This is a genomic window from Streptomyces sp. NEAU-W12 (assembly GCF_026242095.1).
Lineage (GTDB): Bacteria > Actinomycetota > Actinomycetes > Streptomycetales > Streptomycetaceae > Streptomyces.
The window spans coordinates 76,789-90,242 of record NZ_JAPJDM010000018.1 but is presented as its reverse complement, the minus strand read 5'-3'; the positions used below and the strand labels follow the sequence as shown (position 1 = coordinate 90,242).

Genomic DNA, 13,454 nt, shown 5'->3' with positions numbered 1-13,454 from the left:
GGTACTCCTACCGTTCGATGTCGCAGGGGCCCGCCGCGGCGGACACGCAGGTCTGGATGAGGACGCCCGGCTCGGCCTCGGTGATCTCGCCGGTGCGCAGGTCGCGGACGGCGCCCGCCTTGAGCGGCGTGATGCAGCCGAAGCAGATACCCATGCGGCACCCGGAGGGCATGAGCACGCCGGCCTCCTCGCCGATGTCCAGCAACGGCGTGGCGCCGTCCGCGTCGACGGTCTTGCCGGTGGCGCTGAACGTGACCTCGCCGCCGTCGCCGGCGACGACGATGCTGGGGCGGAAGCGTTCGGTGTGCAGGCGCTCTCGTACGCCGTGCCCGGCCCAGTGCTCTTCGGCGGCGTCCAGCAGGCCCGCGGGCCCGCAAGCCCAGGTCTCGCGCTCGGCCCAGTCGGGCACGAGTTCGTCGAGACGGGCGATGTCGAGCATGCCGTCTGCGTCGGTGTGCACCTCGGTGAGCCGCAGCTTCTTGTCCGCGACCAGGTCGTGTATTTCGTCGCGGAAGATCACGTCTTGCGGCTGTGGCGCGCAGTGGACCATGACGACGTCGTCGAACTCGATGTCGCGCAGCATGCCCATCACGGGCGTGATGCCGCTGCCGGCCGTCAGGTAGAGCACCTTGGCGGGCTTGGCCTGCGGCAGCACGAAGTCACCGGTCGCCTGGTCGAGCTGGATCAGCGTGCCCGGTTTCGCCCTGCGGACCAGGTGGTTGCTGACCTTGCCGTCCGGGATCGCCTTCACGGTGATCGTGACGCGGCCGTCCCGGCGGTTTGTCGGCGAGGTGATGGAGTAGGCACGCCACAGGCGCACCCCGTCGACGTCGACCCCGATCCGCACGTACTGACCGGCTGTGTGGCCGCGCCAGCCCCGTCCCGGCCTGATCACGACGGTCGCGGCGTCACTCGTCTCGGGGTGCACGGCCTCGATGCGCCCCCGCAGGTCAGCGCCCGCACGCAGCGGGCTGACCAGGTCGAGGTAGTCCGACGGCAGCAGCGGCGTCGTGACCATCTCCAGCAGTTTCCACGCCCTGCTTCGCAGGGCTGCACTCGTCATGACTCCAGCTTGCTGCGCCTCAGGGCGTAAAGTCCTGACCGCAGGACGTAAATCTGGTCGACAGAATTGTTCGCAGGGAACAAAACGTGAACCATGCAATCCAAAGGGCCAGCGAACTGGCCCTGGATGAGACGACGGTCACCGCACTTCGGGCCGCGCTGAAGACCACCGCCGACGAGGTCGTCCAGGCGATCATCGACGAGGTCCCTCCCTACGCCAACGCCCTTTCGGGCCACATGGGCGCCACCATCCGCCGAGCCGTCCGTACCGCTCTGGGGCACTACCTGGACCTCGCGAGCGGGAACGCCACAGGCGGCGACGCCGGTGACGCAGCCTACGAGCTGGGCCGCGGCGAGGTCCGCGACGGCCGTTCGATGGACGCCCTACTCAGCGCCTACCGCGTCGGCGCCCGCGTGGCCTGGCGATGCCTGGCGGCGGGTGCCGTACCCGCGGGTCTGCCCGCCGCCGAAATCGCCAAGTTCGCCGAGCTGACCTTCGCCTACATCGACGAGCTCTCCGCCGCGAGCGCCGCGGGCCACGCCGACGAACTGGCCGCCCGGGGCAGGGCCCACGAGCGCCACCTGGAACACCTGGCCCGCGACCTCCTCGCCGGCGCGAGCCCGGACGTGCTGCTGGCCTCTGTCCAACGGGCCGGGTGGCAGCCTCCGGTTTCGCTGACCGCGGTCCTGCTGCCCGCCGCCCAGGCCCGGCCTGCCTACCGCGCGCTCGACCCGAGCACCCTCGTCCTCGACGATCTGCCGGACGCCACCGGTGTGCTGCTCGTCCCCGATGCGGACCGATCACATCTCCTGCGGCAGTTGACCGACCGCACCGCCGTGGTCGGCCCGGCCCGGCCCTGGACTCGTGCGTCCGCCTCGTACGCACGAGCCGTACGCGCGCGCTCCCTCTCCTCCGATATTCGCGACACCGAGGACCACCTGCCCGAGCTGGTGCTGAGCGCCGACGGGGACGCGTTCGCAGACCTGCGTGCCCGAGCCCTCGCACCGTTGCGGACCTTGCCTGTCGCGACCGCACGGCGGCTGGAGGAGACGTTGCGGGCGTGGCTGCTGCACCAGGGCAGGCGGGACGAGGTGGCGGCGGCGTTGTTCGTCCATCCCCAGACAGTCCGGTACCGGATGTCGCAGCTGCGGGAGCTGTTTCCGGATCTCGCATCGCCGCACCGGGTCCTTGAACTGACGCTGGCGGTCGGTCTTCGGGTCAGCTGACCAGTACTGCCTCGTTCTCGGTGCCATCAGCTGGCTCATACGGCCCGGGGAAGAGCGGTATGAGCCAGTGGAGACCAGGGGTTGATGTGAAGACCAGGCAAGACCTCGAGAAGCCCGTCGGGGGCGCTGTCTCCGAGAAGCGCGGTGGCGGATACGGCTCGACTGGATCCGGGGGACGATGCGCACCGGCCCGCTCGTCGACGCGCTCATCGGGTATCTGGTCGGTGAGCTGGTCCGCTGCGCCCTGGAAGACGGCTTTCACGGCGTCGTGGGGGGGCGCTGTTCTGGCACGAGCCGACCCACGGGCGCGCGGGGCGGGCTGCAGCTGGGTGACCGGCGGGACGGCCGGGCCGGGCCGCCCGCGCCGGGGACCACCACTGGTGAGGTTGGTGCGCCAGTACGCGGTCACCAGCAGCACCCGGTCCTGAAGCGGCAGCGACCACGGCCGGCCCTTGCGGACCGGATCGGCTCCCTCGCGCTCCACGTGGTGACCAGCTTGTTGAACTGCCGAGGGCTCAGCCCGGTGAACGGGCCTATGCACGAGGGCTCCGACGCCGTGACCACACCAGCCACGTCAAGATCATCTCACCTCTGGCCGGCAGTTACGGGACAACCTCCAGTGCCGGTTCACCCCAAGAGGACTGATTGTCCATACGCCCTCCCGGTCTGCGCGCCGACGGCGCAGGCCTCCTGCCTCATAGGCCAGCCGGTATTGAGCAGCTGTGTGCGGGTACTGGCGGGGTCATGCCCTTGTCGTTGGAGTTGCTGCCGGAGTCCGCGCTGCGTGATGTGATCGGCTTCCTTGTACGTCTGATCGAGTCGGCCGGCGCTGTGGTCATCTTTGCGGGGGCCGTCTGGGCGTTCTGGCAGTTCGTGTCCTCCGGGGTGCGCGGTCGGGGCCAGGGGGCCGAGTTCAACCGGATCCGGTTGCGGCTGGGGCGCTTCCTGGTTCTCGGGCTGGAGTTCCAGCTGGCCGGTGATGTGCTGCGCACGGCGGTGGCGCCGAGCTTCACCGAGATCGGCCAGCTGGCGGCCATCGCGGCCATCCGTACAGCGTTGAACTACTTCCTCGGCCGGGAGATCGCGCAGGAGAACGCCGAACTGAAGAACGCCGGATCGTCCCCGGAGCAGACCCGGCCGCAGTCGCGGCACGGCGGAGGGGAGCAGACATGAACGGATGGCTCGAGCCGGCCGCCGTGCTGATCACCGCGGGCGGAGTCCTCTCCGCCGTGGCGGCCTACCGAATGGTACGCAGCGCCGGTTCGGCTGTGGCGGTACTGCTCGACTTCCTGGTCGCCGCCGGTCTCGTCCGTCTCGCCGGCGACCTGTCCTGGGACGGCATCCTGCTCGCGGCCGCCCTCATCGCGCTGCGCAAGCTGATCAGCGTGGGCCTGGCCGTCGGTCGGCGCGGCGGCGTGCCGGTCCCTGGTGTGCCCAATCCGGAGGTCCAGAGGTGAGCGGGGGTGTGGGCTGGCTCGTCTCGCTGGCCGGGGCGGGGCTCGTTGTGGCCGTACTGCGGGATGTGTTCCGGACTCTGTGGCAGCCGTCGGGGCGGGGGGAGGTGAGCCGGTGGCTGACGGCGGGCCTGTGGCGGCTGGCCGGCCGTGCCGACGGACGCCTCGCCGCGGTGACCGGTCCCCTGGCACTGGCACTGGTGGCCGCCCTGTGGACGATGGCGATCATCTTGGGCTGGGCGCTGATCTACTGGCCTCATCTGCCGAGCGGATTCTCCTACGGCGCCAGTCTGAATACGGCAGAACGGGCGGGCTTCCTCGACGCGGTCTACCTGTCCGCGGTCACGGTGGCCACCCTCGGGTTCGGTGACATCGTCCCGGCCGACGGGTGGTTGCGCATCGCCGCCCCCCTCGAGGCGGTCCTCGGGTTCACCCTGCTCACGGCCGTTGTCTCCTGGATCTCCCAGGTGTATCCCGCACTCACCCGGCGCAGGACCCTCGCCCTGCGTCTGGCGTTGCTGCGCCGCGCCGAACCTCCCGCCGACCGGTTGGACCCGGTGACGACGGCCGGCCTGCTGACGAGCCTGGCCGCGGACGTGATCCAGGTCCGGGTCGATCTCACCCAGCACGCCGAGACCTACTACTTCCACGACGGCCACGACGACACGTCCCTCGCCGCCATGGCCGGCTACGCCGCCGACCTGGCCCTTCAGGGACAGACATCGTCCCGCGCCGAGGTCCGCACGGCCGCCGCCATGCTCGGCCGGGCCCTCGACGACCTCGCGGTGGTGTTGAACCGGCAGTTCCTCCGCCTGAAGAACGACCAGGCTGTGGCGGTGCTGCACGCCTATGCGGTGGACCACGACCGGGGCAGTCGGCCGGCCGGGAACTGACAGGCGAAGGCGGACATGGTCCGGGTCGGACGTCCCGCCCGGGAACGGCCGCCCGTCCGAGGTGCCGACGACCGGTCTCGGCGCGCCGGCTCCGCCGGCCGGCGGCTGCCCACCGAGGACCTCCTCGGAAGCGTCCGTCAGCGACGCAGGCCCGCATGCGCGAGGGCGACTGTGCTGAGGGCGGCGATGGTCTCCTGGTCACCCCGGCGCCAGGCGTCGGCGAAACCGCCGGGCGGGGTCGGCAGCTTGACGAGGACGGCCGACGGGCCGACGAGAGCACGCAGGGCGAGCAGGTCGGCACCGCCCGGCGCATCGGCGAGACGACGGACGGTCATGCTGCTGCGAATCCAGAGCAGGCGCGGGAAAAGCCACAGCACCAGGATGAAAAGCACAAGGACGACGGCGAGAGTCGTGGCGGCCACATCGGCGACCTGGGCGACGGTCTCCTGATGCGATGCACCGGCATCCGCAAAGCCGGTACTGGCGTCGGCCGCGGACCGGAGCGGTTTCTCCAGGACATCGCCGACGAACGGTACATTCGACGCCGCGTCCCCGGCGTTACCGAGTTCCTCGGCGAGGCCGTCTCCGGAACTCTCGACCTTCTGCCCCGGCTCGGCCAGCAGCATGATCGTGTCGCGGACGAAGAAGGCCGCCCACACCGCGACAGCGATCAGGGTTACGGCGGTCAGATCCACGAGCACCTGACGGTTCCGGCGTGCGGGAGTCTGGGCGTAGAGGCGCAACAGCGGGCTCCTGTTCGGTTCAGGCGGTCGAGGAGAATCGGCCGCCCCGCCGACGACTCGTCCGGCCGGTCGCCGAAAACAACTCTTCCACCGCACTCCCCGGGTAAACGTGCAAGACGCCCACCACGGCCCGCCTTACCGAGACTGAACTCATGTGTCGTCCCGCTGCTCGGGCGGGTCTGATCTACGCCGTCAGCTTGGCTGGGCACACGCTGGGCGTACGGAAACCGGGCATGCGTGCCGAGGCCGTGGTGGCCGCCCGTGATGCGTTCCTGGACGTCTGCCGGGAAGACTTCACCTTCCCCGTTGTCTTCTTCGTGGTCCTGCAAGAGGGCCGCTGGCCTCCGGGCCCGGCATGACTGTTGCCCCTTGCGGATCGCCGACCTCTACCCCGGTGAGGCCAAGACCGACGCGAAAGACGCGGCCGTCCTCGCGGGCGCCGCCCGCACCATGCCCCACACCCTGCGCACCCTCGACGGACCTGACCGACGAGGCCACCGCGGAGCTGACCATGCCGGCCGGCTTCGACCCCGGCTCGCGCCCGGCTCGCGTCCGGACGCGGTCCGTATGAGCGGGGATCTGATGCGCACCTGGCACGGGGACCACACCCGCCTCCTCCCGCTGCTCGCCGACCGGCTCACCACATCCGATGAGGAGGCCGCCGCCGCGGCCGTCCTGGAGTCCTGCCGCCCCGGCCCGGGAAGCACCCGCCGCGCACATCGACGCCCAACGCGCGGCGCACGGCTCTCACGTAGGGGCCGCACCGCAGACGCTGTTACACAGGAGCCACCAAGAAACCGCCCGGGCCCTGGCGCGCCTCGGCGACGCACGCGCCCTGCCGAGTCTGCTGACCGCGCTGGGCAGCGACGTCGACGCCTGGCGTGCGATCCAGGTCGCAGGGCATCCGCCGCAGGCGGCGGACCCGCTGGTGCCCCGGCTCTGCGACCACCTGCGGCGGATCGATCCCTCCCAGCAGTGGACCGAGATGAGCGCCAACGCGATCCTGACCGCGCTGGGCGACCCGGCCGCGGTCCCCGGGGTGGCGGACACGCTCGGCGCCGCGGAGCGCCATGAGCAGCACAGCGTCACGCGATCAGCCCTGAAGGCACTCGGGGCGTCCGGCCCGGCGGCGACCGGCGCACGGGAGACGATCCGGTCGCCGACCACCGCCACCGACGCGCACGTACGCCCTGCCGTCACCGACGCGCTGTGGGCCGTCGCCGGCGACCTGGCCGAGGTCACGCCGCTCCTGCTTGGCCTCCTCGACGCCTCGATCACCTTCCGGATCAGTGACGCTGCCGATCTACTCGGCGAGAGAGGTCCGCCCGCTTCCGCCGCACTGCCGCGCCTGCCCAGCCTCCTGACGCACGACTACGAATGGGTTCGGGTGCACTTGCGCGGCCGCGCTCTGGGAGATCGGCGGCCAGGCCGAGGCCCCGGTTGTCCTGGACGCCCTGCTGCAGGCCATGGCCCAGAACTCCGCGACGGCCAACCACGGCGTGGCCTGCCCGGACCGCATGGGCCCCTTGCGGCCGCAGCCCTACCCCCGCTCCGCGAGCAACTGGCCCATCCCCGACGCGGCGGCAGTTCCAGAGCATCGACCCTGACGAAACACTCCAGCGGGGCAGCCGTACCCTCATCGCCCGGCTCGATCCTCCAGTGCCGGGGGGCAACTGCTCCGCGAACAGCCTGGGACTGTGTCACCCCTCTGCCACCGACATCCCGCCCCATCAAGGATGCAGCCATGCTCTCGAGGCCCTGCGCCACGCACTGGTCCGGTTTGGGACGCGCCCGACTGCCTGTTGGCGTCGAAGTCGAAGGTCCGCAGAGGTTTCTCGCGTGGGAAGCCGGCCTGCGCTCAAGCTCGACCTTCGACATCCGCGGCATGACCAGCACCTTCCACCAGGAGCACCTCGACGCTGCCCTGGCAAGAACCCCAGTGCCCCCCACCCACCGACAAGTGACTTCACCCCTGGCTCTGGCTCGGGTCTTGTGGCGGGTGACGCTCTGTCATTGCTCGACATCGAACAGCGGGACGGACGGTGATGGCGGAGCAAGGACTGTGCGCAGGCGGTTGAGGTCGACTCACCACTGCTTCCGGTCTTCCGGGTCGACCCAGTCCGAGGCCGGCCCGGCCTCGTCGTTGACGATGCGGGGGAGGGCCTTGTCCGCGAGCGTCCGGAGATCGTCAGGGAAGGCGGGCATGGGTTCTTCAGGGCCGTACGGTGTGTCGATCGGGCCGCCGCCAGGGCATTGCGCCGCAATCAGTGCGGCTGCGGCCACCGCTTCTTCTCCTTCGGTGAGCCAGCCGGTGGCATCAACGGTGCGCGTGAGGACGCCACGGATCAGTGCCTCGCGTTCCTCGGGCTTGGCGGCGTCGAGAGAGTTGGCGAAGGTCGGTCCTGCCACTGGCCGGTGAACAGTTCCTCCGGGGCCGCAGCCTCGGCCAGCTGCTTGACGGCCCGTGACCGTGTCGGAGTGCCAGGCCGGGTATCTGCTCGACGAAGGTACGCCGTGTGCAGCCCGAGTTCCCGCAGGCGAACCGACGGTCCCTCAGCTGGAGGACGACGCTTCGGCCACCGCTCGGAACATCAGCGGGAAACCGCAGGCAGGAATCATGAACCCGGTTCGGCCAGACCCCGCAGACCGGACACACGGCGCCGTCCGCGATGCATTGCGCATCAACGCACACCTTCTCGATGCTCCCGTCCACCGACAGCACGGCAACGTCCGCGACCGACGGGAACAACAACTCCTTCAGCCGGAGTACGACCTCTTCCACGGCCCCGAACCGTCGGCCCAACTGCCCGGTCTACGGACCACTTTCGGGCGACTTCTCGTACGATTCCAAAAGGCTCGACCGCCACTCCGAGTGGCCGCGTCACAGAGGTTGAGCCAGGGCCCGAGAAATGACGTCAGCCTCTGAGGCGGCGGCAGACAGTCCGCTACTCAGCCATGAAGCCTTGCCCATAGAACAGCCGATCGGCTGCCCTATCCTTCTGCCGTGGCGAAATGGTGGCGGTCTCTGGTTGATGCGTTTTGGGCTCTCGACAGGGCCCTGGGTGGGCAACGGCGTCCGACTCGGTTCCAGAAGTGGGTGGGCCGACACCCGATCAAAGCTGGTCTGTGCGTGGCCTTGCCCCCCGCGATCTTCTTCGGGCTCTTCTTTTGGCTGGTGTCGGACGAGGAGGAGCCCAACAACCTCCTGCTCGCCGTGATCGGCGGGCTGCTCATGGGGCTGATCTTCAGCCTCTTCACAGCCGCCTCAGAGCGGCTCCGTCAGCGTCGGCTCAAGCGCCTGGGAATATGGGACGGATCTTGAGAGGGTCGGGGCCCGAAGGGGCGGTCAGTCTCCGTCCCCCCGGCCGGTGGGACGTGCGCGGGTCAGCCGGCCTTGGCGGGTCCCTCCACCCGGGCCGAACAGCCAGCCAAGGCCGGCTGACGGCCTTTCTTTCAACCTGCCGCCCTTCGCGGGTGGCGGGGCGCCGACCAGCCGGTTGTCACTGGCCGAGGGCACCGCCCCGCTACTTACGCCGCGAGGGCGTGTCCTTGCTCGTGTCGCTGCCTGATCTCCAACGGGGTCAGGTAGCCCCGGTGCGGGTGTTTCCGCAGCCGCCTGCGACAAGCCCTAACGAGCTCGACACTTCACCGCTTACCGTGCACGAGCTCGTTTAGCCGTCCCCTTGTCTCCTCCAGGTCCGGCGGCAGCCCGAACGCGTCGAAGGACGCGGCCCGGGTCACCTCCGGCGACGCTGTCACTCGCGGGAACGTGTCGCCCCTGGAGAGTCCGGAGGCCGACGGCTTCGCGTTCATGAGGCACCTTCCTGATCTGGCGCCCGGAACGCACCTCCGGCCCTGTTTTCTCCAGCTCCGCCGACGCCCACACCCTTCGTCTCTTCGTCCCCTACCCGGTTTGTGGATCATGTCGGAGAAGCGTGACCGGGCCTGGCTCGGCACCAGCCCGAGTTCCGCCTTCACCCGCACAATGAGCTCTTTCCGTATTCACTCTGAGCGGCCCACCCGGCGGAGAACGACCAGCCTGTCCACGGGTGCGCGCCCGTTGGTGAGGGCCTGCCGGCCGGCCAGGGCGCGGCCGACGACGCTGTGACCGGCCGATGAGGTTCCGCGCGCCGGCTGCGGGGGGCGAGCCCGAGCGGACAGAATTGTCCGTGTGGAAGCGCACCGGCCACCGGAGAAGACCCCTGACGGACACTTCGTCGTCGTCAAGGGGCGGAAGTGGCGGGCGACCGATCCGTCCGTTCCCGAGGAGATCGCCGCCCGTCTCCGGCGTCACCTCATGTCGGCCCGTCGCGCGGTGCGCTCCGCGACGACCGCGGGCGACCCGGAGGCCGAACGGACGGCGCGCGCACGGGTGAACCGGGCAAAGGTCGCGTTGGGGGAGCGCGGCACCCCGTGGTGGGACCAGCCCGAGGACGAACGCCGTCGGCGTTGGGAGCAGGGGCTCGCGTACCTCGATGCGGATGCGCAGAGCTGAGGTCGTCATGCTGCGGGGGAGCGGGTGCGGGTTGTCCACTGCTGACCGATCGGCTCCCTTCCGTGCGGTTCGCGGGCAACCTGCGGAAACCACCCGTATTTCACGGACCGTCTGCAACGTGATCGAAACATCTGCAGGCGCACGGCACTCCGGCTCGACCGTTGCGTTTCGCCGGATGGTGCCCTCCTCGCGATCTGGGCGTCGGTCCGTAGGCGGCTGAAAGTGCACCCTGATGAATCGTTGGTAAATCGAAGGATCAGTCAGGCAAACTCTTGTCAACGATCTTCCCCGGCTTTAGTCTCCAAGGTGCCGTCCCGATGTGATCGCGTCTCGCTTCTGGAGGTTCCTGTGCTCCCTTGCGCCCGGTCGGGCTCAGTACGGAGATCGACCGCAGCGATGGTCACGGCATCCGCCTCCGAGGCCACGGCGACCGATCCAGCGGCCCTGGCGGGTACGCAGCTGGTAGCCCCTGAGCACCCCGGTCGGACATCTCCAGGGGGAAACCGGGCCTGACAACGTTGTTCATCGGTCGCGGGGCATCGCACCCCCCTCATGTGCACAGAAAGACGGTACGTCCGTGGTCACCACGAGCATCGCCGCTTCCCACGGCTCCCCCGGCGACAGAAAGGCCGCCGCCAGGGCCGCTTCGCAGGCTCTACCGCAGGACACCGCCGGTACTCGTCGACGCCGCTTGCACACGGCCCATCTGTCGCCCCGGGACATGACCATCACCGCCGCGGAGGCGGAGTTCGCCGACCGGTTCGGGCTGAGCCCGGGCGAGATATGTGGCCACAACCTCTGCGACCTCCTGCTCGCGCGGTCCCCCGCGTGCCTGCGGCACCGGTTCACCGGTCTTTGCGAGGGTCGGTTCGGCTGGTTCACGGAACGGGTGACCGGACGGGACGGCACCGGCCGGACCTTCCGCGCCACCCTGACCGCCATAGCGGTCGCAGGCCCGGACGGTCCCGCCGGACTCGTCGTCCTCCTCGGCCACGGTGAAGAGCCGGATCCCTCGGAACCGCAGGGCGAGCAGACGCTCAGCGCACTCGACGCACGGGTTCTCGAGGGGGTCGCGGGCGGCGCGTCGACGACGCAGCTGGCCAGCACTCTCTACATGAGCCGCCAGGGAGTCGAGTACCGCGTGGGACGCCTGCTGCGCAGGTTCGACGCTTCCAACCGTCCCGCACTCGTGGCGCGCGCCCACGGGCTGGGCATGTTCGCCGGGGGGCAGTGGCCCCCCCGCGTCCTCCCCGAGTTCGTGGAGTAACCGCCCTGCGGTTCCGCTCTCGCCGAGGCGCCCGCCCCGGGGCGGGCGGAGTCGGCCGCCTACGCCGCCGAAGGCAGCCACGCCTCCCGGAACCGGCGGCGGGCCCGGTGCAGACGGGAGCGGACCGTCCCCACCGGCAAGGAAAGGGTCTGCGCCATCTCCTCCTCGGTGAGTCCGTAGGCGCGCAGGGTGAGCACCTGCCGGTGGGAGAGGGAGAGCCGCTCCAGGACGTCGCTGATGTGCACGGCGTCCAGCGGGTTCACCTCCGGACCCGAGTCGACCCGCATGCAGGTGCCCTCCGAACCCGTCCGCTTCACGGTGCGGATGGCCTCGCGAAGCGTCACCGCACGCACCCAGCCGTAGAAGGCGTCCGGCTCGCGCAGGGTACGCAGCCCGCGGTAGATGGCCAGGAGCGCCTCCTGGGTGGCGTCGGCGCCGTCGTCGTGCGTGACGGACCGGCACAAACGGGCCACGTACGGCGTGATTCCGGTCAGCAGGTGGTTCATCGCCTGCTCGTCGCCGGCCTGGGCTCGGGGCAGCAGTGCGAGGGGCGCGGGTGTCTGGCCGAGGGTGCTCATGCGGTGGGGTGCTCCTTGTGGCAGCCGGTGCGGTCGTGCGCGGTGGGCCGGGGTGGCCGTCCTCACCGTGCGGGCGCGAGCGCGGGCAGGGACTCGGCGGCGTCCGTGAAGGCGAGGAGCCCGGTGCGGACGTTGTCGCGGAACGCCTGCATGAAGGCAGGGCTGAAGCAGGCGGTGGAGTGGGGGAACTCGATGGCGAGCCGCCCCTCGAAGGAGACGACGCACGCCATGACGGGGCTGCGGCCCGCCTGCGGGAAGTAGTGCTCGCGCGCGGGCACCAGCCGGATGTCCGTGACGTGCAGCCCGGTCGGCAGCCGGGGGCCGGGCACCACTCCCATGTTCGTGGCGATCACGGTGGCGAGCTGCAACGCCGGATTGCGGGGGATCTCCGGCGTGATCCGCATCTCGTGGTAGTGGTCGGCGCGGGCGATGAAGTCGCCCAGCCGGGTGTGAACGGTACGGGCCAGTGCCATGGGGTCGGTGTCCGTGGCGACGTCCAGGGTCTGCAGGTGGGTGGTGACGGCCGACACCATGACCGAGGCGGGCAGCGGCGGGGACAGCCGGGACCGCAGGTCCACGGGGGACAGGCAGCCGAGGGTGCGGGGGCCGTCTCCCCCCAGACGATGCCGTGCCGTCGTGAGGAGCGCGGCGGCGACGAGGGAGTGCACGGACACGCCGGCCTGACGCGCGGTCCGACGCAGCCGGGCGGTGAGCTCCTCGTCGAGGGCCAGCCGCTGTATGTCGATGTCACCGGCCGCTGCCGTGTTCTGCCCGGTGCTGGGGGCGGCCGGGCCCGGCACGTCGTAGGGCACGAGCTCGACGGGGTGCCGCCGTGTCTCCTCGACGCGCCGCTCCAGGTAGGCGGCGGTGGCCGTCGGGTCGGCGTCGGGCAGCAACCGGCTGACCGGCTGCGGCCATTGAGGGCCGTCGCCGGAATCACTTGGGGCGGCGCCGGCAGTGACCACCGTCTCCTCGCTCTCGTGGCCCTCGACCAAGGCGCGGTAGTGGTCCCAGACGGCGTTGTGCAGGGTGATGCTGCTGTGCCCGTCCGTGACGGTGTGGTCCACGACGAGGACGAACAGGTGGCGGTCGCCCTCCGGTGTGCTGACCAGGACCGCGCGGCTGAGCGGACCCCCGACCGGCAGGGGGGTGTTGAGCTCCGCCGCGTAGGCCTCCTCGCCGCCGGTGCGGGTGATCAGCCGGGGCCGCTCGTCCTCGGTGAGGAGTTGCAGGACGAAGCCTTGACCATCCGGCATGATGCGCGTGCGCAGAGTCGGGTGGGCCTGCGTGACGGCGTCGAACGCCGTCGACAGCGCACCGACGTCCACCCGTCCGCGCAAGGCGCAGGAGAGCACTGCTCTGCTTCGCTGCCCGACGTACAGCGTCTCGACCGGACACAACACACGGTGCATGCCGCCCACCTCTTTCCGTTGGTCTCTTTTCCTGGTTCACAGCATGTGACGTCCTGTCACCACCGGGGCCGCGCAAGTCCGACGCCCGTTCGAGAATGCAATGCCGGGCACCGGCGAATCCACCTGGAACAGGGAGCCGGGCGAAAGTTTCGGGAATCCCCTAAAGGTTGACCGGAGCCGGTGCTATCCCGGTTCCGGGACAGTTCAGGGAAATACCTAAACTCTCGCCGTGAGGCCGGTCCGGGCTTGATCGGTTTCGCCGCCCCGTCGCATCCTGAGGACACTTGCAGGGTCGGCGGCGGGGTCGTGCCGACCCCACGCCC

General features: G+C 70.2%; 14 protein-coding genes and 2 pseudogenes. 9 read left to right on the top strand and 7 right to left on the bottom strand.

The window, feature by feature from the left end:
- Positions 1–7: 7 nt before the first annotated feature.
- Positions 8–1,063 carry a ferredoxin reductase gene (locus tag ORI94_RS22655; RefSeq protein ID WP_266078578.1) on the bottom strand — a complete coding sequence of 352 codons (1,056 nt, stop codon included), beginning with the start codon at positions 1,061–1,063 and terminating at the stop codon, positions 8–10.
- An 86-nt stretch (positions 1,064–1,149) separates the two neighbouring features.
- Between ORI94_RS22655 and ORI94_RS22650 the strand changes: the two genes are divergently transcribed.
- Complete coding sequence (locus ORI94_RS22650; protein WP_266078576.1) at positions 1,150–2,289, top strand: PucR family transcriptional regulator; 1,140 nt, start codon at positions 1,150–1,152, stop codon at positions 2,287–2,289.
- Between the two features lie 379 nt (positions 2,290–2,668).
- On the opposite strand, the pseudogene ORI94_RS22645 reads toward ORI94_RS22650, so the two are convergent.
- Positions 2,669–2,862 (bottom strand): annotated as a pseudogene (locus tag ORI94_RS22645) (IS5/IS1182 family transposase); the annotation flags it as partial.
- Between the two features lie 171 nt (positions 2,863–3,033).
- Here ORI94_RS22645 and ORI94_RS22640 point away from each other — a divergent pair.
- Genes ORI94_RS22640 through ORI94_RS22630 form a run of 3 tightly spaced genes read left to right on the top strand, consistent with a single transcriptional unit; the run spans position 3,034 to position 4,636 of the window.
- Positions 3,034–3,462 (top strand): DUF1622 domain-containing protein, encoded by a 429-nt coding sequence (locus ORI94_RS22640; RefSeq protein WP_266078574.1) that lies wholly within the window; start codon positions 3,034–3,036, stop codon positions 3,460–3,462.
- Positions 3,459–3,746, top strand: a complete 288-nt coding sequence (locus ORI94_RS22635; RefSeq protein WP_062192492.1) for a hypothetical protein — start codon at positions 3,459–3,461, stop codon at positions 3,744–3,746. Before ORI94_RS22640 ends, ORI94_RS22635 begins: the two co-directional genes overlap by 4 nt.
- Positions 3,743–4,636 carry a potassium channel family protein gene (locus ORI94_RS22630; RefSeq protein WP_266078569.1) on the top strand — a complete coding sequence of 298 codons (894 nt, stop codon included), beginning with the start codon at positions 3,743–3,745 and terminating at the stop codon, positions 4,634–4,636. Before ORI94_RS22635 ends, ORI94_RS22630 begins: the two co-directional genes overlap by 4 nt.
- A gap of 137 nt (positions 4,637–4,773) precedes the next feature.
- On the opposite strand, the gene ORI94_RS22625 is transcribed toward ORI94_RS22630, so the two are convergent.
- On the bottom strand, positions 4,774–5,379 hold the full coding sequence (locus ORI94_RS22625) for a hypothetical protein (protein ID WP_266078567.1): 606 nt from the start codon (positions 5,377–5,379) through the stop codon (positions 4,774–4,776).
- Between the two features lie 197 nt (positions 5,380–5,576).
- On the opposite strand from ORI94_RS22625, the gene ORI94_RS22620 reads away from it, so the two are divergent.
- A complete protein-coding gene (locus tag ORI94_RS22620; RefSeq protein ID WP_266078566.1) occupies positions 5,577–5,738 on the top strand; it encodes a hypothetical protein in 162 nt (53 codons plus the stop codon).
- 13 nt (positions 5,739–5,751) lie between these two features.
- Positions 5,752–5,908 (top strand): annotated as a pseudogene (locus ORI94_RS22615) (IS110 family transposase); the annotation flags it as partial.
- A 1,556-nt stretch (positions 5,909–7,464) separates the two neighbouring features.
- Here the strand turns inward: ORI94_RS22615 and ORI94_RS22610 are convergent.
- Complete coding sequence (locus ORI94_RS22610) at positions 7,465–7,788, bottom strand: DUF4259 domain-containing protein (RefSeq protein WP_323056079.1); 324 nt, start codon at positions 7,786–7,788, stop codon at positions 7,465–7,467.
- Complete coding sequence (locus ORI94_RS35360; protein ID WP_323056080.1) at positions 7,697–8,035, bottom strand: transposase family protein; 339 nt, start codon at positions 8,033–8,035, stop codon at positions 7,697–7,699. The genes ORI94_RS22610 and ORI94_RS35360 overlap by 92 nt, the downstream gene beginning before the upstream one ends.
- Before the next feature lie 348 nt (positions 8,036–8,383).
- Between ORI94_RS35360 and ORI94_RS22605 the strand changes: the two genes are divergently transcribed.
- From ORI94_RS22605 to ORI94_RS22595, 3 genes are all read left to right on the top strand, one after another.
- Positions 8,384–8,701, top strand: a complete 318-nt coding sequence (locus tag ORI94_RS22605) for a DUF6404 family protein (protein ID WP_266078565.1) — start codon at positions 8,384–8,386, stop codon at positions 8,699–8,701.
- Between the two features lie 849 nt (positions 8,702–9,550).
- Positions 9,551–9,874: a hypothetical protein gene (locus tag ORI94_RS22600; protein ID WP_266078564.1), complete on the top strand. Its 324-nt coding sequence runs from the start codon at positions 9,551–9,553 to the stop codon at positions 9,872–9,874.
- A 721-nt stretch (positions 9,875–10,595) separates the two neighbouring features.
- Complete coding sequence (locus ORI94_RS22595) at positions 10,596–11,141, top strand: helix-turn-helix transcriptional regulator (protein ID WP_266078562.1); 546 nt, start codon at positions 10,596–10,598, stop codon at positions 11,139–11,141.
- A gap of 59 nt (positions 11,142–11,200) precedes the next feature.
- On the opposite strand, the gene ORI94_RS22590 is transcribed toward ORI94_RS22595, so the two are convergent.
- Together ORI94_RS22590 and ORI94_RS22585 are read right to left on the bottom strand one after the other, a co-directional pair.
- On the bottom strand, positions 11,201–11,719 hold the full coding sequence (locus tag ORI94_RS22590) for an RNA polymerase sigma factor (RefSeq protein ID WP_266078560.1): 519 nt from the start codon (positions 11,717–11,719) through the stop codon (positions 11,201–11,203).
- Between the two features lie 62 nt (positions 11,720–11,781).
- Complete coding sequence (locus ORI94_RS22585) at positions 11,782–13,131, bottom strand: phthiocerol/phthiodiolone dimycocerosyl transferase family protein (protein ID WP_266078558.1); 1,350 nt, start codon at positions 13,129–13,131, stop codon at positions 11,782–11,784.
- Positions 13,132–13,454 lie beyond the last annotated feature (323 nt).

What these genes read in the sequence shown, in the direction of transcription:
- ORI94_RS22590 (WP_266078560.1), bottom strand. Translation starts at nt 11,719, where the DNA reads ATGAGCACCCTCGGCCAGACACCCGCGCCCCTCGCACTGCTGCCCCGA.
- ORI94_RS22635 (WP_062192492.1), top strand. Translation starts at nt 3,459, where the DNA reads ATGAACGGATGGCTCGAGCCGGCCGCCGTGCTGATCACCGCGGGCGGA.
- ORI94_RS22640 (WP_266078574.1), top strand. Translation starts at nt 3,034, where the DNA reads ATGCCCTTGTCGTTGGAGTTGCTGCCGGAGTCCGCGCTGCGTGATGTG.
- ORI94_RS22585 (WP_266078558.1), bottom strand. Translation starts at nt 13,131, where the DNA reads ATGCACCGTGTGTTGTGTCCGGTCGAGACGCTGTACGTCGGGCAGCGA.
- ORI94_RS22655 (WP_266078578.1), bottom strand. Translation starts at nt 1,063, where the DNA reads ATGACGAGTGCAGCCCTGCGAAGCAGGGCGTGGAAACTGCTGGAGATG.
- ORI94_RS22595 (WP_266078562.1), top strand. Translation starts at nt 10,596, where the DNA reads ATGACCATCACCGCCGCGGAGGCGGAGTTCGCCGACCGGTTCGGGCTG.